This window comes from Rathayibacter sp. AY1B8, from assembly GCF_002932775.1.
Taxonomy (GTDB): Bacteria; Actinomycetota; Actinomycetes; order Actinomycetales; family Microbacteriaceae; genus Rathayibacter.
Genome location: NZ_PSWJ01000033.1, coordinates 1 through 17607, shown reverse-complemented (window position 1 = coordinate 17607; position 17607 = coordinate 1). Strand labels below are relative to the sequence as shown.

Here is a 17607-nt window from a genome sequence, read left to right as displayed (position 1 = left end):
CGCGCAGCCCGCCGCGAGGGTGCCGTCGTGCCGGTGCCGGGCTCTGCCGAGGACGACACGGCACCGGTGGGCAGGCCGTCGCCGGTCAGCTCCTCCCCCGTCGTATCGCCGTGCGCGGCGGTGACCGCTCCGTCCGGCAGGACGTCCTCGCCGGGCTCGAGCTCGTTGTCGCTGTTCGAGGAGAACAGGCGGGTGATCAGGCTCACAGGGACTCCCTCACTTCGGTGGGCAGGCGCAGGTGACGCGGGAGCACGAGCCCCAGCGGCAGACCCGCAGCGAAAACGGTGTCCTGCGACCCGAACGCCGGCCGCACCCGAAGACGCGCCGCGGCGGTCAGCGAGTCGATCGCCGCGCGTGCGTCCGCTTCGTGCACAGCGTCGGTGGTCGTCGCGGTGACGATCAGGCCGAAGTTGAGCAGGCCAGCACCGGAGGCCTCCTCCGCCGCGGTCGCCTGGGCGGAGCGGGTGGAGAGGGTCGAGCGGGCGGTGGGCTTGGTCGACGCGGAGCTGTTGAACTGCGCCGCGTTCAGGTCCGCCTCCACGATCGCCGCGGCGCGGGCCGGGTCGATGGGGCGGTAGAGCAGGGTGACGCGCTTGCGAGCGACGTCGCGGTGCGGCGCGAGCAGGCGCGCGAGGATCCCCGACTGCACGACACCGCGCGGCGGGGAGGTCATCGTCCACGACGTCGACACGGCGCCGTCGTGCCGGTACGACTCCCACCGGGACTCAGCGGCCGCGGGGCCGACGTCCGTCCACGACAGCTCGGGCACGTCCCCGGAGGCGCGGGCCTCATCGATCAGGACGGCGGCGGCGGGGTCGTAAGCGATCCGGATCACCTCGCACAGCTCCTGAGCACCGAGCGGCCGTGCAGCGCCGGCCCCTGTCGCGGCAAGGCTCGTCGTCAGGCCAGGCAGGCGGGCGGCGAGGTCGGCGGCGACCTCCTTCGCGTTGCGGCGCTTCCCGCCGATGCGAGACAGGGAAGAGAAGGTGATCGCGACGTAGGCGCGGATCGTGGCCGACCCGACCGGGTAGCTGCTCACGACCTCCGAGAGCATCGCTCGAGCGAACTCCGGTGCATCCGGGTCCATCGACCCCTCGACCTCCGAGCGCAGGCGCGTACCGGTGTCGGGGGCCGTCTCGACGGTGACGGAGGCTGCCTCGATGCCGGGCTCGTCTCCAAGGTTGGAGAGCCAAATGCCGTACTCCGCGACCTGGTTGTTGACCTGCTCCTGATCCACCAGCGCGGCGCCGTCCGGCTCGGTAGCGATTACGACGGTGTAGTGCTTGGTGGAGGGGACGTGCACGAGAGCGAATCGGCGCCCGTGCGAGTCCTCGTGCTCGGAGAGCTGCGACGCCGCCGCGAGTCCGGGGAGCTGGAACGTGCCCCATTTCGCCCGACCCGCGGGACCTGAACGATAGACGTTCGCTCCCTTGGCCTTCGTCCGCATCCAGTTCACGCGATTCACCGTCCTTCCGAGGGCGCTCTGCCCGTGCTTGTCCTTCACCGAAACCGTCAGCAAGATCCCGCCGAAGATCGCGGCGACGACGAGCGCGGCCCCGAGGCCGGAGAACATCGACGCGATGATCGAGGAGAGGATGCCGACGAACAGCACGCCCGTGGCGAGCTGTCCGAGGCCGCCGAGTCCCGCAGTCTGCGGGCGACGCCAGTTGCCGTACGTCCGCGGCGCCTCAGCGCTGCGCATAGGGGTTGTCGTGCTCATCAGTTCCCGCTTCCGTTGCCGCCAGTGGCGTCGTCCGTGGCGGCCTTGACCGCCCCTGCTGCGTGCTTCGCGCCTTCGGCGGCCTTCCCTGCCACCGCAAGGCCGACACCGATCGGACCTCCTGCCGCGGCTGCGGCACCACCGCCTGCCGCCGCACCGCCCGCTGCCGCGCCACCGCCGGCCGCAGCTCCGCCAGCTGCGCCGCCGCCTGCGCCGGAGGCGGCCGGAGTCGCAGCGGGTGACCCCTTGCTGCCGGCGGAGGCGCTACTGCCGGACGGTGCGGAGCCGAAGCCACCGCCGCCGGGCGACCCTCCGCCCCCGCCGCTGTCGCCTCCGCTGCGCGAGCGGATTGCTCCGCTGGCAATCTCCGCCGCTCCACCGGCCGCGGCCGCACCGAGCAGGAGGCCTGCACCGCCACCGCCACCGCCCACCGAGGCGACAGCGGGGACGAGGAAGCGCATCAGCGCGGGCAGGGCCACGAGCGCGATGAGCATCAGCGCGAGGCCCGTGACGATCTGGAACAGCCCGGTCCCGTCCGACTTGAACAGATCAGTGCCGGTCATCCGGAACGCGATCGCGTAGACGATCGCCGCGGCGGGCTTGTAGAGGATGAAGGCGAGGGTCCAGGCCATCGTCTTCTTGAACCACTGCTGCCCGATTTCCGTATTGGTCGCGGCCGCAGCGATCGGGAAGATGCCGGCGAGGACGACGAGCATCGCGCCGCGGAACACCATGAGCGCGATCTGAACGTAGGTCATGAGCACGGCGAGGATGCCGAGGAGGAACAAGCCGATGAGGCCGATACCCGACGTTGCGGTCAGCGAAATCATCGCGAAGATGTTCGTGCCGAAGCAGTTGCTCTCACCGTTGGTGACGTCGCAGTCGGTGGAGTTGTTGAGGATCCAGATCGAGAAGGCGTCGCCTGCCTGCGTGGCGAGACGGATCACGACGAGTCCCGCGCCGGCGACGGCGATCAGCGTCAGTACCGACCGGGCGAGGGTGCGCAACTCGCCCGCACGCTGCGTCCAGACCATGCGGCCGGCGGCGACGAGGATCGACAGGATCGCGAGTCCTCCGGCGTACCACTCGAGCTGCCCTTGCACCCAGCCGACGACGCTCGAAGATTCGTTGAGGTGCAGCGCCAGGGGTAGGAACCCCGTGACGAGCGCTGAGGCGGAGGAGAGCAGGAAGACGGCGAAGATGATGACGCCGATGCGTCCCATGTGCGCCTCGCCGTCGCCGTGGCGGCGACGGGTGCTCATCATGACGCCGGCGATGATGAGCGACATGACCGCGAGGCCCGCCGCGACCCACGTCACGTAGCCGAGGATCGTCTCGAACGCTTCCGGCAGGGGCGGGGTACCGCCACCGTTAACGCCGCCTCCCCGGTCGACCACGGTCACCGGGGAGGGAACGTTCACCCAGAGGGTGCCGAGCGAGACGACCGCTTTGCCGAAGCCCTCCAAGATGTTGTTCACGAACTGCTGCAAGGCGTCGTTAGACGCCTTCGAGACGACTTCGCCGATGCCTGCTGATGACCAGCACACGACGTCCCACGCTGCGCAGGGCTCGCCTGCGGGTGGAGTCACTGTCATTCGGTACCTGCCCAAGGGATATAGCCGCCCAAGCTGGTGAGTGCGGTCGGACGGAACGGCGGCTGACCGTCAGCGGTCAACACCGACTTCCAGTCGCCGTCGACCCACGTCACGGGAGCGGGGAAGCTGAGGAGCTGATTGGTGTTAGAGCGGAAGGCGATGTCGATCGTGGCTTCGTCCGCGGTGTACGAGCTCACGCGGAAGCCGACGATCTGGACACTGCCTCCGGTGTTGCTCTGGGGAATGTCCGCGGCGATCGCGGCATCGCGACCAGCGCCAGGCGCGGTCTGGCGCTCGAGAACGGCGTCGGCCAGGCGCCCATCCGTTCCCATCGCCCAGAGGTTCGCCACCGAGAAGAGCGATCCTTCGACGGTGTGCGCGTAGCAGCTGCGCAGCCCGTCCTCTCCGATCACGCCGGGGCCGGCGGTGTCCGACGACGGTGCGGCCATCGTGCCGACGATGGTCCAGTCGGTGACAGGTGCCGTCGAGAGCGTTCCGCTCTCGTCGTAACCGGGAAGGTTGCAGACGCTTGCTGCGGCGGTGTCGGTTTCCGGTGAGGCGGTGACGGCGGGCGTCGCGGAGGTGGCGGGAGCACTCTGCCCGCCACCTCCGCCCAGGGACGTAATCGCGAGGAGGATCGCCGCCAGCACGAGGACTCCGAAGATGATGGCTCCGAAGATGAATCCTCGACTGGTGAACGGGTTGCGGGACTCCGTGTCGCTCATGACGTCGTGCCTTTCGTTGGTGATGCGGTCGGTTTCCTCCGGACGCTACGCGCCCATGAGGAAGCCGACGATCGTGAACGCGGCGGACACGATGATCACGCCGACGAGCAGGCGGCCGAGCCAGCCGCCGATCTCTCCGCCTTCGCCGCGGCGGGCGGAGACGGTCATGGTGACGCCGAGGATGATCAGGCCGACGACGGCGACGCCGAGGCCGACCCACTTGGCCCAGCCCATGACGGTGGTAAAGGCCTCGAACCCGGGGGGCATGCCGCCGGGTCCCGGGTCGGGCACGACGGCGCCGAGCGCGCCTGCGGTGGTGAGGATGTCGGTCGTCGCTGCGAGCAGGGACATGAGGTGCTCCGTTTCGTTGGTGGTGCTGGGGGGATCGACGTCGCGGTCGCGACGCCGAAGAGGTCCGGTTATCCGGTGGTGAGGGGTCCGTCCGCGAACCCCACGTCGAAGTGGAGGTGGTTCGGGGTATCGGTGAACTGAGTGATGTGCTCGTAGCTGGTCGAGCGGCACTGGATTTGGCCGGCCCGGGAGCCCTGGGGCACCTGCGGGTCCAGAACGGTGAGGAGTTTCAGCGCGTTGGGGTCGCAGCCGGTGGTGGCCGTGCCGTCGAAGGAGAAGAAGTCGACCGCGTGACCGCCGCCATTGATCCAGTGCGAGGAGCCGGTGCCTGCGCCCAGGAGCGAGCCGGTGCACTGTCGGTTGAGGTCGGAGACGCCGACCTTCCCGAACGTGTTCAGCGCGATGGTGATGACCTGGAGGATCCGGACGTCGATGCCGCAGTTCTCTTTGGCGGTCCCGGCGGCCATGTCGCGGATCTGCTGCGCGTAGCGGTCCTCGAGTAGGCGCAGGCGCCCCTCGTCCATCGCCGTCACGAGTCCGGCGGCGAGGGCCTGCGCGTCTCCGGACACGGCTACGCATCCACCGACCGGCGCAGCCGTCGTAGGCGTGGTGCTGGTCGGCGTCGACGGAACACTGACCGGTGCGCCGGTCGTCGCCGGCCCCGTCGTGCTGCTACCGAGCCCGTTCAGGTAGGTCATGATCGCCACGGCGTCGGCGCGGTACTTCGTGTAGTGGTTCGGGTCGGCGTTGCGCTGGACCTTGTTGATCGCGATGGAGGGCTCCATTGCCGGCCAGCCCTCGACGGCCACGAGGCGGTCGTAGAAGAAGCCCGCCGAGGTCGTCGGGTCCATGCGCTGCTCGACGGTGCCCCAGCTCGACTGCTGCTGGAACAGGCCGATCGAGTCAGCGACCGATCCGTCCGGGTTGATCGCGCCGTCGCCGTAGGTGATATTCACCAGCGAGGACTCCCCGATCGCCGTCTGGACACCGAGCGTCTGCCCGTCCGCGCCGAGCCCCTTCGCTGCACCTGCATTGACGATCAGTGCTGCGTTCACGAGCTGGTCGTGCCCGTAGGCCCCGACCTTCGCGTCCGCCGGGATCGCGGACACGTTGACCGGGCCTCCACCAGGTAGGCATGCGGCCGCGGCCGATCCGCCGAAGAACAGCACCCACAGCAGTAGCGCCACGGTGACGATCGGCACCATAACCGCCGCCAGTACCCCAATTCCCCCCTTCTGCACCGGCCTACTCCGAGGCCAGGGGGGTGATCTGCTCGACGCCCCAGGGCGCCGTCTCTACAGCACGGTGGACGTAGACCGAGTAGTCCCCAGCGTCGGTGGGCACCAGAACGCGAATGGTGAACGTGCCGTCGCCGTCCCGGACCCGAGCATCGCCGGTCAACGACGTGCAGGGCACGTTCATCGGATCGACCGTCTCGTAGGCGATCGCCGCTTGCTGAGTCAGGAACGGGTAGAGCTCCGCGATCCAGGTGTCGTAGTCGAGCGTCGGGCGGCAGAACGCCGTCACTGCCGAGGCCGCGAGGGCAAGCGCGTCGTTCTCGACTCCCGGAACGGGAACCGGCTCAGAGTCGACCGGAGCGGCGGCCGCAGTCGGCGTCGCCTCAGCCGTGCTGGCCGCAGTCGAGCCCGATGCAGAAGGGATCTGGGCGGTCGGCGTCGGTGCAGTTCGTGCTGTTTCGGGAGCAGCGCCCGAGCACCCTGCCAATGCGAGCACAGCCGCAGCGGCCATCGCGGCGCAGAGGCCGGTGCCGGTGTGCTTCGTGTGCTTCATGTCGTTGGTTCCCCTCGTTGCCTTCATCACAATCTAGTCCCAAACTGCCCGTTTGGACACTCGTAGATGCCCAAATGGGACACTGACTGTCTACACTGACGGCACGTCGGTAGCCGCCGACCTAGAATCGTGGTGTGGAGGTGGACTCAACGAACGTCAATGCCGTCATAGGCGAGGCCGTCAAGAGCGCCATCTACGACGCCGGTTTCAACGTGAAGGCCGCGGCTGAGCGAGCCGGCCTGCCCTACCGGACCGTCCTTCGGTACATCAAGGGAGAACGGGACATGCCTGTCCCTGTTCTTCTCGCGCTCGCGCACGCCACGAACGCCGATTTGGACTCGCTCGTGAAGCAGCTTCAGGGCCGAGTAGCCTTTAAGGAACTGGTCAGCTACGTCACAGACGGCGAATCCATGCCGACTGAGGAATCCAGCGCTCTACGTCCCGCCGAATTGGCGCGTCGTCTCTCACTGGTCTTCACTTCACGAGGCCTCGACGCCACTACCTCCCGCACCAGAATTTCCGAGATCCTTCTCCTCAGCGGGGCCTCGATCGATCGCCAGGAATGGGGCCTGCTCATGGCCGGGCAACTCCCCTCGGCACCACGAGTCGAAGTGCTCTTCGCCGTGGCCGAAGCACTCGACGTCGACCCCGACTACTTGCTCAGAGACGACCCCGAGCTGGTCGAGGCCGTGGAAGCCCGCCTCGGGTTCGACGGCACCATGCGCTCGCTCGGCATCGAGCGCGTCGCCGCCCGATCGCTCGGAACAATCGAGCCCGACGAGCTACGCGGCATCGCCGCCGTCGTGTCCGAAATCGTCACCGAGCTACGTCGATAGCCGGCCGCGCCGTCCTGTAGGGCCACGCAGCTCCGCTCGCGCCCGGAATGCCGTCTAAAGTGGATGAGCTTCTCCCGGCCAGGCGAACGGAGTCCATCGATGCCGTCAGACTCCACGGAACGAGGTCGCGGCCGGTGGCGGATGCTCCGCCGCAGTGGCCAAGGCCGCAGTGGATCGATCGTTCAGGCGGCCGACGAGTTCGTGAGCAGGCTCGGACTTCCGGCCGCCGCGACGTGGGACGATCTTCAATCGTCCGTCGAGAAGGTCTACGGCAAGCCGATCTATCTGATCGCCTCCGCCAGCGCTGACCTCAAATCAGTGACAGGGCTCTGGATCGACACAGCCGAGTTCGGCACCGTCGTCTGCCGAGAGAGCGACGAGCTCCACTACCAGAGCCAGAACGCGTGCCATGAGCTTGCGCACATCCTCTTCGTCTACGCTCCGGACGCCTGGTTCAGCGAGCAGATCCCGCGGCTGATCCATCCGGGCCGGCGGCACGGAGCCACACACCTCTGTGCCCCGACAGATGATCCAGAAAGCACAGAAGCGAAGGCGGAGATTGCCATCGAGGAAGTAGCTTTCGCGATGGTCCGCCGTATCCAGACACTCAATCGGACGAGCGAAGAAACGTATTTCGGATGATCCAACAGGTTTGCCTAGCGCTTCTCATTGCGCTGGTGCTTGTGCGGGCTCCTCGCGCCGCAGCGAAGCCCGCAGCGCGTCCCGCTTTCTGGGCCACGGTGAGCGGTGCCGTCGCACTCTCCACCTACGGATTCCCCATCCCCTTCTTCACATATGACGCGCTACTGGGTGGCACCAACGTCATCACCCTCGTCCGCGACCTGGCAGCAGCATCGGCCTTCTGGTTCTTCCGCGAAGCGCTCGGACGGCGCGCCGGCGGCGAAGGCCGCGTCGGCAGTCGGTGGGGCCTGGCGATCATGTTCGGCTCCTACATCGTGCCGTTCCTGCTGATCGGCAACCGGGGCCGCACAAGCGTCGACTTCATCATCGACCGCCTCGACCAGACCGCCGTCTGGCTCTACGGATCGGCCTACATGGCGACTCTCGTGTGGCTATCCGTCTCCTCGATCATCAACGCGCGTCGCAACTGGCGCGGGGTTCAGCTCGTCTTCATCACCGGATTCGCCATCACCACGATCGGCTGCTTGATCGAGATTGCCTTCCTCACAGCCTCTCACTTCGGCTACGGCGGAGACGCCTTCCGCTACTCCGCGTGGAACGCCGCTGAGATACCGTTCTTCCTCGGTCTTCTCATCATCATGCTCGGCATCGGGTGGACGGCGATCGTCGTTCCTCTCCGTCGCCGGATCGACGTCGCTCGAGCATCGAAGGCCGCCGTCCGACACGGCCTCATCGAGCGACCACCGTTCACGACCTACCTGAGCGACCGGCGATTGATCGCACACGCTCAACAGATCCTCGTGCTCACGAAGAACGCTGAGGTTCGCGGAGAGGGCGCGTTCACCTTTGACGAGAATGCAGCTGTCGCTCGGGTCCGCACGCTCATCGCTCCCGACCAGGCGTTCACTCCGCGAGTGATCGGCGGCGGCTTCCGGAAGGCCGCATAGCCGGTGAGCGCACTCTGGGTCGCGATCCCCGCAGTTGGTGTCGGCGTCGCCGGAGCCGCGGTCGTCGCCACCGTTGCGCGCCGTGTCATCCGACCGCAGCGCAGCCGCCCAACACCGATCGTCGCGGTTCCGACGCCCGATCGCATCGTCCTCGGTCCTACTCCGATCACGAAGCAGAACGGCAAGCTCGGCCTGCTCTACGACGACGAAACCCGCCACGCGGTCCTCGGTCCGATCCTGCGAAGCGGACCAGACGGGATCGAACGCATCCTCACACTCAATGCTGATGCCCCCTCCCCCACGGCCGGCTCCCTGAGTCGACCCATCGGGAATGTGTTCGCGACGGCCCGAGAACTCGACCCGGACGCCCGCGAGGTGACCGTCGAAACCGAGCTTGGACAGGCGCCTGCCTGGTTGTTTTCCGGCAAAGGAGACGCCGCAGACACTTGGGCGATCCACATCCACGGCAGTCTGTCCGGCCGAGACGCTGCCTTTCGCTCCGTGCATGCACTCAGAGGCACCGGCTACACCTCACTGGTGCCTTCCTTCCGCGGTGACGGAGAAGGCCCAACGGCGCCACTCAATGCGTTCACGCTCGGTCAGACCGAATGGGTCGACGTCGACGCTGCGATCGCGCTCGCTCTCGAGCGGGGAGCGCGCCGGGTCGTCCTCGTCGGCTGGTCCAGCGGCGCCTCAATGGCGTTGCGCCTCGCCACGAGCTCGTCGCACCGATCCAGAATCGCAGGCTTGATCCTTGTCTCCCCCGTCCTCAGTTGGCGCAACAGCGTGCTCTTCAGCGCCGCTAACGCCGGAGTCCCCCGTGTCGTCGCTGCGGCCGCCACATGGGCTCTCGGCGCCCGCGGTGTCAGTCGTCTACTGGGCTCACCAGTTCCTCTCAACTTCAAAGCACTCGACTGGATAGACGCAGCCGCACCACTACGCATACCGGTGCTCCTGATTCATTCGGGGGGTGATCGCACCACGCCGTTCAGCGACTCCCGTTCGTTCAGCAACGCGCACGTGAATGCGACGCTGATCGCCAGCGACCCCGCCGGCCACGCCCTCGAATGGAACGCCGATCCAGAGCGATTCGAATCCGCCGTTCGCTCCTGGTGCAACAGCGCCATTTAGATTCTGCATGAGAATCAAGATAGCCAGATACCTATATAGGTATCTGGCTATCTTCGAGGGGCTCGGGCTCAGCTGAGCGGGTTCCGGTCGCGGTACTCGCTCAGGGCCGATTCCACGATGTTCTTCTTAGTGCGACCGGTCGCGGCTCGCAGGTCTTGGACGTAGTACGACAGCTCGGCATCGACGTCCACATGCAGAACCTCCGTGGGCTGCTTCCGCGGCGGCGTGGCCGCCGTGCCCGCATTCGCCCGCGATACCGGGGCTGCTACCGGCGCCGGTGCGGGCGTCGGAGCCGGACGAGGCTTGGACGCGATCGGGTCGCTGCGGTCGGGCGCCGGCTGTGCTCGGCGCGGGAGGCTGGCGGGGCGATCTTCGTTCGTCATCGGATGACCTTTCGTGCGAGTTCACGGTATGCGGCGGCGACGGGTGCGCCCTTGCGGAAGTTGCCGTACCAGTCGTGCGAGTACCGGACCTCTCCGACGATGGTCCGGTGCGGGACGAGCGGAGTCAGGAGAAGCCCCGTCTCTCGCATCTGCTCGATGCTGTGCGTAGCCTCTCGCGGCGTGATCGTCTCCTTGTAGCCGCCAACGATGATGCCGGCCTCCTCGACCGCTGCGCGGTCGCTGAGGTCGTTGTAGCGGCGCACACTCTCCTGTGCACCAATGAATCCGTCCACGCCGTCAGCGGTGGGCGTGGCGGCGTAGATCACTGACTCCGCCGCCGTCAGGGCGTTGTAGATCAGCGACCCGCCCTGGCGGTTCGGGCAGTCGATGATCGCGAGGTCCGCAGGCACATCCTCGAGCGAGTCCGCCAAGCGATGCCCGACTTCTCCGGGATCGTCCGTTTCGCGTGCGCTCACGCTGCGGTCGGACGGGATCACTCGAAGGTTCGAGTGAAAGGGCGAAGGCACGGCGAGCTCGTCCGCCCATCCCCTCGGGTCGGCGTTACCCAGGATCGCTCCGACGTCGAGCCCGACGTCGACGGGCTGCGCGTCGAGCCACTTCGTGGTCGCGCCACGCGGATCCAGGTCGATCAGGATCACCCGCCGCCCCTCCTCGGCCGCCACCATCGCCAGGGAGACCGCGGTGGTGCTCTTCGTCGCACCGCCGCTCTCGCTGTAGATCATCATTGTCTGCATGCCGCAAACCTATATGGCTATCTATCCACCTAGCAAACTACCCAGATACCTATATAGGTATCTGGGTAGGACTCGCCCGGTATGAGCACCCGATCCCGCTCGGTGCGCGGGCTGGGAGCGAGTGTCGGTGGGGCCGACCTACACTCGGACGCATTCGAACATATGTTCGATGAGACGAGGAGGGGGCCGACCATGAGCGTGACCGTTGTGGAGCGCATCGCGACTCCGGCCTCGGACGCCGTCGCCGTCGCCTTCCTCGTCACCAGTGACGCGGTGGCTGCCGGGTTCCCGTCGCCGGCACAGGACTACTTCGACGGGTCCCTCGACCTCAACGACCACCTCATCCGGGACAAGACCTCGACGTTCATCGTCCGCGTCTCGGGCGAGAGCATGACCGGCGCGGGCATCAGCGACGGCGACGAGCTCGTGGTCGACCGGTCGATCACGCCGACGCACGGGAGCGTGGTCATCGCGATCCTCGACGGCGAGCTGACCGTCAAGCGCCTCGAGCTGCACCCCGGGGGAGTGGTGCTGCGGGCGGAGAACCCGGAGTACCCGCCGATCCACGTCGCCGAGCTGAGTGACCTCCAGGTGTGGGGCGTCGTCACGGTCTGTCTCCACCGGCTGCACCGTGCGCTCTGAGCGGCGCGTCGGCCTGGTCGACGTGAACAGCTTCTACGTCTCCTGCGAGCGGCTATTCGACCCCAAGCTCGCCGGCCGGCCCGTTGTCGTCCTCTCGAACAACGACGGCTGCGTGGTCGCCCGCTCCGACGAGGTGAAGAAGCTCGGCATCGAGAACGGCACCCCCTGGTTCAAGATCGAACCCCTGATCCGCTCCGGCCGTCTTCCGGAGGTCATCGCCCGCTCGAGCAACTACGAGCTGTACGGCGAGCTGTCCGCCCGCGTGATGGAGCTGCTGGGCCGATACTCCGCCTGGCAGGAGGTCTACTCGATCGACGAGAGCTTCCTCGGCGTCGACGGCGACGTGGCGGAGCGGGCGAAGATCGGCCGCGCGATGCGCGCCGCCGTCGCCAAGAACGTCGGCCTGCCCGTCTGCGTCGGGTTCGGGCCGAGCAAGACGCTCGCGAAGTTCGTCAACAAGGGCGGAGCGAAGAAGCACCCGCGCCTCGGCGGGGTCTGCGACACCGACTGGTACACGCCCGATCAGCTCGACGCGCTCATGGCGTCGCAGCACGTCACTGAGCTGTGGGGAGTGGCCGGCCGCACCGGGAAGCGCCTCGCGGAGCTGTCCATCCACACGATCCGGGACCTGCGCGATGCCGACCCGGCGCTGATCCGGAAGAAGTTCTCCGTGGTGCTGCAGCGCTCCGTCTACGAGCTGCGCGGGGTCGACTGCATCCCGCTCGAGGCGGCCCGCACCGTCCGGGATCAGCTGATCTTCTCGCGCTCGTTCGCCACTCCGGTGACGACGATCGCGGACATGGAGCAGGTGCTCTCCGTCTACGCGCAACGCGCCGCGCACCGCCTGCGCGCGCAGGGGTCGGTGACGAAGACGATGAGCGTCTTCGCGTCGACGTCGCCGTTCGCGGACGCGCCGTACGAGTCCGCCGGCGGCCTCGCCGGCTTCCCCGTGCCCACCGACGACCCGGTGGGTATCGTCAAGGCCGCGATCGCGACGTTGCGCCCGCGGCTGCGCGAGGGCGCCCGCTACGTGCGGGCCGGCGTCATCCTCACCAACCTGTCGCCGAAGGACTCCCACGCCTTCCTCGACGTGTTCGATACGGCTTTCGACTCCAAGGGTCTGGGCGCCACGATCGACGCCGTGACGAAACGCCACGGCCGCTCCGCGGTCGGACTGGGCCTCGCCGGGATCCGCAAGGGGCCGGTCTGGACGATGAAGCGCGAAGCGCTCTCGCTGCGCGCCACGACCCACTGGGCCGAGCTGGCGACCGCTCACGCCCGCTGACTTCTATCGGCGGCCAGCCTCCTCAGATAGAATGTTCTATAGGAGGTGGTTGCCGTGTCGATCATTCAGAGGCCCGATGGGGAGACCATCCGCAAGCTGCGCAGCTTGCAGGTCGTAACGCGGGTGTCATATCTTCGCGCGCTGCGCCGCGCTGCGGAGGACACCACGCAGAGGCAGCTCGCGCAAGAAATTGGAATCTCACAGCCCTCCGTCAACAGCGCATTGAAGTCCGCGGCCGCAGTGTCGGACGTGCGGCCCGGATTCTCTGGCGCAACGCCTTACGAGATTGCTCAGCGCTACGACGCGGGGGAGCTGACGAAGGAGCAGGTCATCGATGAGCTCGGCCGTTGGTCCTACCGTCCGGGGTCAGCTAGCGACGGCTACGACTGGACGACCGCGGACGCGGGAGAGTTTGCAGAGGTGCGACGCGCTCTGAGTGAGCACCTCATCGACGTCGACACATACGACGAGATCCTGGACCGCTACAGCGAGCAAGGTCGGTGACTGGGGAGGACTCGTCAGCGATCGCCAAGCACCGCGAGACAGTGCGTGCATGGGCGCGAGCGGGCGGGCCGCTGAGCCCCAAGAGCGAACACGCGACGGTGAACAACCGAGAGTGGTTCCGGCTCGGCGCCGACCAGGATTACGAGCCGCGTGGTGCGCGGCAACAACTACACGACCGCTTTGTGGCCGACTACCGCGCACAATTCCCTGACGTGCGCCAAGAGCGGAAGGCGATCATCCTTGCCGGCCCGCCTGGTGCCGGTAAATCGACCGTTCTCCGAGACGTGCTCGGCACCGACCGCAACGCCTGGCTCACCATCGACGCCGACGAGTTCAAGCGGGCGCTGCTCACCGAAGCGATCAAGGACGGCACCTACGACAGCACGATCCTGCCGCCCGAGGTCCGCGCCGCCGAGGCAGCGGGGGAGAAGTTCTTCCCGCTCGAGCTGGCCTCGCTCGTGCACGAAGAGTCTTCCATTCTCGCTATCCAACTCCGCGACGCGGCCATTCGGGACGGCCAGAACGTCGTGATCGACACCGTGCTCTCTTCGCCCGAGAAGGCGGTCGAGCTGGGGCAGCGGTTCGCGGCAGCCGGCTACAGCGTCGAAGTGATCGACGTCGAGGTGCCGTTCGAGCTGTCGGAAGCGCGGATCGCCGGCCGCTGGCAGGACTCCTACGAACGCGCCCTCGCCGGCGCCGACGAGCTCGGCGGTCGATGGGTGCCCAGCGAGTACGCCAGGAACGTTTATGCCGGCCCGGGAGGTCGGTCCCTCCCTGAGTTCGCCGCCGAGCAGCTGGCCGATACCGGCTCCACCGTGATGCGATTCCGCCGCTACAACACCCCCGCGGAAGGGCAGCCGCGCACTGTCGAGGTCGACAAGTCGCGCACTGCGTTCGGGCGCCCTCTGATCGACACCGCCCTCGCGCAGGCTCAGGCGACCGTCTCTCGCAGCTTCTCCACCACGGCGCTGACCACGGCGCCCGAGCGCGGTGACCGAGCGATCCCGGCCACCTCACCGACGCCAGCGCCGGACCGCGGCGACCGCGGTCGCTAGAGCGGCGTCGTCACCACTTAGAAAACCTGTCCACCAGGTCGACGTCGATCGAGGAGGTCCGCGGGTCCAGGCCGTCGGCCGTCTCGTCGGGGGCGTCGATGACGTCCAGGAACACGGCAGTCGCGGGCGTCACGAACGCTGAGGTCGTTCCGCGCGACGTCGGGATCTCTACGAAGGCGCCGCCGGCGGCCGCCGCCTGTTCGAGGCGCTGCGTGAGCCCGACGCGATCGACGTCGACCGGCAGCGAGAAGTGGCGCGGTCCGATAGTCAGCTCGAGCAGGTGCATGGGATTCCCGTCGTCGGCCGCTTGCCTACCAGGTACCCATCCTCCCGCGTCCTAGACGCTTCCGAGCCCGTTCCGGGGGCGCGAGATGCCCTCGCGCAGCGGCGCCGCGCGCCGCAGGTTGGAAGCCGCCACGGCGGCCCGTTCCACCTGTTTTCTTCACCTCTCCGCGGTTTCAACCTATTTCGCTCCACCGGCTGCGTGCCACCGATCCCGAACGCGGTCGCTGCGCTCCCTCACATCGCTCGTGATCGGCGTCACTCCGCCGCCTCCACTCAAACGGTCTTCCCCGCCGGAGAGGCAAAGAAAAACGATCAGCCAGAGGGAGACACACCATGAGCCAGCAGCGCGGCACCCGTACCGAGGTCATCAAGAGCGAGTACCACGGACCCGGAGCGGACGGGATCAGCCGGACCGCCCGTCAGGTGGTCATCGTCGGCGCCGGTGGCCGCGACCCGGTGACCGAGCAGACCCCGGCCGTGCACCTGGTCACCCGCGAGGGCCGCGCGGGGCTTCCCGGGGTGACGCTGCAGCACTTCGAGCCCGTGGAGGCGCTGCCCGCGGATCGCGTCGGCTACATGGCCTCCGGCGCCTACGTCGTCGTTCCGGTCGACGTCGCGCGAGCGCTCGACCTGTTCCCGGCCGCGTACGCGCTGCACGACCGCAGCGAGACGCCCGCCGACTACCGCGACAACGACTGACCCCCCCCGAACCGAGAAGGAGAACCGACATGCTCACCATCACCCACACGCCCGAAGCCGGAACGATCATCGAGGGCACCAGCCGCGGGGACGGCACCGCCGAGATCCTGAAGGCGTCCGGCTGGCGCTGGGGCCGCTCCATCGGCGCCTGGTACGTCCCGCAGTCCCGCGACCGCCTGCCGAAGTGGTGGACCATCAACCGGGCCGCGACCGCCCTGCGCGACGCCGGACACGAGGTCACGATCAAAGCCGAAGAGACGTTCCGCTCGACCGCCGAGGCGGAGGCGGCGACTATCGAGCGCCAGGCCGCCCGGGTCGACGCGCTCGACGCGAAGGCCGAGCGCCGCGCCGCGGACGCCGATACCGCCGACGCGGCCGCGCGCCGCGCGTTCGACCGGCTCCCGGAGGGTGGCGAGCCGATCAAGATCGGCCACCACTCCGAGACGCGGCACCGCAACGCGATCGAGAAGGCCCACAACGCGATGGGCCGCAGCGTCGAGGCCGACCGCGAGGCCACCCGCGCCCGCGCCCGCGCCGACGTCGCCGCCGGGACCACCGAATCCCGCTACGCGCCGGGAATGGTGGCCCGCCGCATCGACCGGCTCGATACCGACATTCGCGGCTGCACGCGGAAGATCGAGGGCAGCTCGCACAACTTCGGTGGCGGCTACATCGAGACGACCGCCCCCGCGACGGGCGCCTACCGGGAGCGGCTGCTCACCCAGCGCGCGCAGCTCGAAGACCAGCGCGACTACTGGACCGCCGTCCGCGAGGCGCAGGCCGCGGCCGGACGGGTCACGATCCACAGCCGCGACACGATCGCCAAGGGCGACATGATCAAGCACCGCTTCGGCTGGCACGTCGTTACCCGCGTGAACCCCAAGAGCGTGACTGTCGCGCTCGACTGGAACGACGGAACCCGCCCCTACAAAGTCGCCTACGCCGACGTGCAGGGACACCACACCGCCGCTGAGGTGGAGGCAGCCCGAGCCGCCGCCACCGAGACGGCCGCCGCGAGCTGATCGAGCGAGGGCTACCTACCTATATAGGTAGGTAGCCCGTGAGGGGCGGGCCCCTCACGCTCCCCGGGGATCCCGTTCCGGGAGGCGCGAGCTGCGCTCGTGCAGCGGCGACGAAGCGCCGCCTAGAGGTCGCCCGGCTGCGCCGGCCGCCGTTGGTCGCCCTACGGGCTCACACCCTTTTTTGCCGTGAAGCCTTCGGCGGCTCCCTCCGCTTCGCTGCGGTCGTAGCTACCTACGGGCTCCGTTCAAGTGGCTGCGCCACCGGCTCCTCCGAGACTTTCGGCACGCGGTCGCTGCGCTCCCTCACATCGCGCCGAAACTCTCTCCACCGCCGCCCTGCGGGTTGCACTGCGCCCTCCGGTTGCTAAGGCGGAGAACCGCCTTGACGGCAAAAAAACGATGAGGAAGAGGAAGAACATGCAGCAGATCACCACCGTCAGCACCTTCGTCCCGGCCACGAACGAGGACGGGATGCAGAGCCAGTTGCGCCGGATCGCCGAGCGCGACGTCGACCTCTCAGGTCTGGCACGCAACGGGTGGGCGCTGGCACACACCGCCACGATCCCCGGCCCCGAGGGCGTCATGTTCGTGGACACCCTCACCCGCACCGAATCCTGACCCGCACCACCACCGAGGAGCAAACGCCATGTCCGACACCATCACCACCAGCCCCGCGGCCGAGGAGCCGACCCTCCTTGGCGCGGTGGCCGAGTTCGCGTCCGTGTTCTCCCACGGAGACACCGCCGATGAGTTGGCCGTGCGACTCAGCTGCGCCGAGGTCGACGCGCTGGCCGGACTCCTGCGAGCATTCGGACGAGATGAGGCCGCGGACCTGTGGATCGCGGAGCACGCGAGCGACGACGACGAGGGCGACGCCCACACCCCGGAAGGAACTCACCGATGAGCGAGCAGCAGCAGACCACGCCCGACCCGGCGGCGACCTACCAGGCGGCCGTCGCGGCCTTCGCGGCCACGCTCTCCGACCCGGCCGTCACGGAAGCGATCGCTCCGACGCTGCCGTGCTGGCGCGCGACGGGCATCATCGACCTCCTCACCCACGCCGGACACACCGACGCCGCCGAGAAGTGGGCCGAGCTGCACGCCTGGTCCCCGGTCAACGACGAGCACGACCCGCATCGCGGCGACCGGTGGGACGACTGATGCTCACCGTCTACTCGAAGCCGTCGTGCGTGCAGTGCACCATGACCTACCGGGTGCTCGAGAAGAAGGGCATCGAGT

At 68.1% G+C, this 17607-nt stretch carries 22 protein-coding genes; 13 read left to right on the top strand and 9 right to left on the bottom strand.

Annotated features, from left to right (window positions below; genetic code table 11):
* Positions 1–202 precede the first annotated feature (202 nt).
* From C5C63_RS15175 to C5C63_RS16795, 6 genes are all read right to left on the bottom strand, one after another.
* A complete protein-coding gene (locus C5C63_RS15175; RefSeq protein WP_258065475.1) occupies positions 203–1720 on the bottom strand; it encodes an SCO6880 family protein in 1518 nt (505 codons plus the stop codon).
* On the bottom strand, positions 1720–3330 hold the full coding sequence (locus tag C5C63_RS16800; protein ID WP_181110639.1) for a hypothetical protein: 1611 nt from the start codon (positions 3328–3330) through the stop codon (positions 1720–1722). Before C5C63_RS16800 ends, C5C63_RS15175 begins: the two co-directional genes overlap by 1 nt.
* Positions 3312–4040, bottom strand: a complete 729-nt coding sequence (locus tag C5C63_RS15165; RefSeq protein WP_104234430.1) for a hypothetical protein — start codon at positions 4038–4040, stop codon at positions 3312–3314. Before C5C63_RS15165 ends, C5C63_RS16800 begins: the two co-directional genes overlap by 19 nt.
* A 45-nt stretch (positions 4041–4085) precedes the next feature.
* Positions 4086–4391, bottom strand: a complete 306-nt coding sequence (locus C5C63_RS15160; protein WP_104234431.1) for a hypothetical protein — start codon at positions 4389–4391, stop codon at positions 4086–4088.
* A gap of 68 nt (positions 4392–4459) precedes the next feature.
* Positions 4460–5596 carry a hypothetical protein gene (locus C5C63_RS15155; RefSeq protein WP_104234432.1) on the bottom strand — a complete coding sequence of 379 codons (1137 nt, stop codon included), beginning with the start codon at positions 5594–5596 and terminating at the stop codon, positions 4460–4462.
* Between the two features lie 40 nt (positions 5597–5636).
* Positions 5637–6182, bottom strand: coding sequence for a hypothetical protein (locus tag C5C63_RS16795; RefSeq protein WP_146079342.1), 546 nt, complete (start codon positions 6180–6182; stop codon positions 5637–5639).
* 134 nt (positions 6183–6316) lie between these two features.
* Here C5C63_RS16795 and C5C63_RS15145 point away from each other — a divergent pair, with 134 nt between their 5' ends.
* From C5C63_RS15145 to C5C63_RS15130, 4 genes are all read left to right on the top strand, one after another.
* Positions 6317–7018 carry a helix-turn-helix transcriptional regulator gene (locus tag C5C63_RS15145; protein WP_104234434.1) on the top strand — a complete coding sequence of 234 codons (702 nt, stop codon included), beginning with the start codon at positions 6317–6319 and terminating at the stop codon, positions 7016–7018.
* A gap of 99 nt (positions 7019–7117) precedes the next feature.
* Positions 7118–7660, top strand: coding sequence for a hypothetical protein (locus C5C63_RS15140; RefSeq protein WP_146079343.1), 543 nt, complete (start codon positions 7118–7120; stop codon positions 7658–7660).
* Positions 7657–8607: a hypothetical protein gene (locus C5C63_RS15135; protein WP_104234436.1), complete on the top strand. Its 951-nt coding sequence runs from the start codon at positions 7657–7659 to the stop codon at positions 8605–8607. Before C5C63_RS15140 ends, C5C63_RS15135 begins: the two co-directional genes overlap by 4 nt.
* Before the next feature lie 3 nt (positions 8608–8610).
* On the top strand, positions 8611–9738 hold the full coding sequence (locus tag C5C63_RS15130) for a S9 family peptidase (RefSeq protein WP_104234437.1): 1128 nt from the start codon (positions 8611–8613) through the stop codon (positions 9736–9738).
* Positions 9739–9806: 68 nt separating this feature from the next.
* On the opposite strand, the gene C5C63_RS16790 is transcribed toward C5C63_RS15130, so the two are convergent.
* Together C5C63_RS16790 and C5C63_RS15125 are read right to left on the bottom strand one after the other, a co-directional pair.
* A complete protein-coding gene (locus C5C63_RS16790) occupies positions 9807–10121 on the bottom strand; it encodes a hypothetical protein (RefSeq protein WP_146086414.1) in 315 nt (104 codons plus the stop codon).
* Entirely contained in the window at positions 10118–10876 is a 759-nt protein-coding gene (locus tag C5C63_RS15125; protein WP_104234438.1) for a ParA family protein, read from the bottom strand. Before C5C63_RS15125 ends, C5C63_RS16790 begins: the two co-directional genes overlap by 4 nt.
* A 192-nt stretch (positions 10877–11068) precedes the next feature.
* Here C5C63_RS15125 and C5C63_RS15120 point away from each other — a divergent pair, with 192 nt between their 5' ends.
* The 4 genes from C5C63_RS15120 to C5C63_RS15105 are packed head-to-tail and all read left to right on the top strand — an operon-like array spanning position 11069 to position 14362.
* Positions 11069–11518 carry a LexA family transcriptional regulator gene (locus tag C5C63_RS15120; protein ID WP_104234439.1) on the top strand — a complete coding sequence of 150 codons (450 nt, stop codon included), beginning with the start codon at positions 11069–11071 and terminating at the stop codon, positions 11516–11518.
* The gene (locus C5C63_RS15115; RefSeq protein ID WP_104234440.1) at positions 11508–12803 is read left to right on the top strand and encodes a Y-family DNA polymerase; all 1296 of its coding nucleotides are present in this window, start codon (positions 11508–11510) and stop codon (positions 12801–12803) included. The genes C5C63_RS15120 and C5C63_RS15115 overlap by 11 nt, the downstream gene beginning before the upstream one ends.
* A 54-nt stretch (positions 12804–12857) precedes the next feature.
* On the top strand, positions 12858–13307 hold the full coding sequence (locus C5C63_RS15110) for a winged helix-turn-helix transcriptional regulator (protein WP_104234441.1): 450 nt from the start codon (positions 12858–12860) through the stop codon (positions 13305–13307).
* The gene (locus C5C63_RS15105) at positions 13304–14362 is read left to right on the top strand and encodes a zeta toxin family protein (RefSeq protein ID WP_181028843.1); all 1059 of its coding nucleotides are present in this window, start codon (positions 13304–13306) and stop codon (positions 14360–14362) included. Before C5C63_RS15110 ends, C5C63_RS15105 begins: the two co-directional genes overlap by 4 nt.
* Before the next feature lie 10 nt (positions 14363–14372).
* Here C5C63_RS15105 and C5C63_RS15100 read toward each other — a convergent pair whose 3' ends face one another.
* Positions 14373–14648: a hypothetical protein gene (locus C5C63_RS15100; protein WP_104234442.1), complete on the bottom strand. Its 276-nt coding sequence runs from the start codon at positions 14646–14648 to the stop codon at positions 14373–14375.
* A 332-nt stretch (positions 14649–14980) separates the two neighbouring features.
* On the opposite strand from C5C63_RS15100, the gene C5C63_RS15095 reads away from it, so the two are divergent.
* From C5C63_RS15095 to C5C63_RS15075, 5 genes are all read left to right on the top strand, one after another.
* Positions 14981–15346, top strand: coding sequence for a hypothetical protein (locus tag C5C63_RS15095; RefSeq protein ID WP_104234443.1), 366 nt, complete (start codon positions 14981–14983; stop codon positions 15344–15346).
* 29 nt (positions 15347–15375) lie between these two features.
* Positions 15376–16368, top strand: a complete 993-nt coding sequence (locus C5C63_RS15090) for a DUF3560 domain-containing protein (protein ID WP_104234444.1) — start codon at positions 15376–15378, stop codon at positions 16366–16368.
* A gap of 417 nt (positions 16369–16785) precedes the next feature.
* Positions 16786–16986: a hypothetical protein gene (locus C5C63_RS15085; RefSeq protein ID WP_104234445.1), complete on the top strand. Its 201-nt coding sequence runs from the start codon at positions 16786–16788 to the stop codon at positions 16984–16986.
* A 28-nt stretch (positions 16987–17014) separates the two neighbouring features.
* Positions 17015–17272 (top strand): hypothetical protein, encoded by a 258-nt coding sequence (locus C5C63_RS15080; RefSeq protein WP_219813020.1) that lies wholly within the window; start codon positions 17015–17017, stop codon positions 17270–17272.
* The gene (locus tag C5C63_RS15075) at positions 17269–17529 is read left to right on the top strand and encodes a hypothetical protein (RefSeq protein WP_104234446.1); all 261 of its coding nucleotides are present in this window, start codon (positions 17269–17271) and stop codon (positions 17527–17529) included. Before C5C63_RS15080 ends, C5C63_RS15075 begins: the two co-directional genes overlap by 4 nt.
* Positions 17530–17607: the final 78 nt, after the last annotated feature.

Coding starts and splice junctions, on each gene's coding strand:
- C5C63_RS16790 (WP_146086414.1), bottom strand. CDS start 10,121: ATGACGAACGAAGATCGCCCCGCCAGCCTCCCGCGCCGAGCACAGCCG.
- C5C63_RS15085 (WP_104234445.1), top strand. CDS start 16,786: ATGCAGCAGATCACCACCGTCAGCACCTTCGTCCCGGCCACGAACGAG.
- C5C63_RS15090 (WP_104234444.1), top strand. CDS start 15,376: ATGCTCACCATCACCCACACGCCCGAAGCCGGAACGATCATCGAGGGC.
- C5C63_RS15175 (WP_258065475.1), bottom strand. CDS start 1,720: ATGAGCACGACAACCCCTATGCGCAGCGCTGAGGCGCCGCGGACGTAC.
- C5C63_RS15165 (WP_104234430.1), bottom strand. CDS start 4,040: ATGAGCGACACGGAGTCCCGCAACCCGTTCACCAGTCGAGGATTCATC.
- C5C63_RS15135 (WP_104234436.1), top strand. CDS start 7,657: ATGATCCAACAGGTTTGCCTAGCGCTTCTCATTGCGCTGGTGCTTGTG.
- C5C63_RS16795 (WP_146079342.1), bottom strand. CDS start 6,182: ATGAAGCACACGAAGCACACCGGCACCGGCCTCTGCGCCGCGATGGCC.
- C5C63_RS15160 (WP_104234431.1), bottom strand. CDS start 4,391: ATGTCCCTGCTCGCAGCGACGACCGACATCCTCACCACCGCAGGCGCG.
- C5C63_RS15100 (WP_104234442.1), bottom strand. CDS start 14,648: ATGCACCTGCTCGAGCTGACTATCGGACCGCGCCACTTCTCGCTGCCG.
- C5C63_RS15075 (WP_104234446.1), top strand. CDS start 17,269: ATGAGCGAGCAGCAGCAGACCACGCCCGACCCGGCGGCGACCTACCAG.
- C5C63_RS15125 (WP_104234438.1), bottom strand. CDS start 10,876: ATGCAGACAATGATGATCTACAGCGAGAGCGGCGGTGCGACGAAGAGC.
- C5C63_RS15120 (WP_104234439.1), top strand. CDS start 11,069: ATGAGCGTGACCGTTGTGGAGCGCATCGCGACTCCGGCCTCGGACGCC.
- C5C63_RS15095 (WP_104234443.1), top strand. CDS start 14,981: ATGAGCCAGCAGCGCGGCACCCGTACCGAGGTCATCAAGAGCGAGTAC.
- C5C63_RS15155 (WP_104234432.1), bottom strand. CDS start 5,596: ATGGTGCCGATCGTCACCGTGGCGCTACTGCTGTGGGTGCTGTTCTTC.
- C5C63_RS15140 (WP_146079343.1), top strand. CDS start 7,118: ATGCCGTCAGACTCCACGGAACGAGGTCGCGGCCGGTGGCGGATGCTC.
- C5C63_RS15080 (WP_219813020.1), top strand. CDS start 17,015: ATGTCCGACACCATCACCACCAGCCCCGCGGCCGAGGAGCCGACCCTC.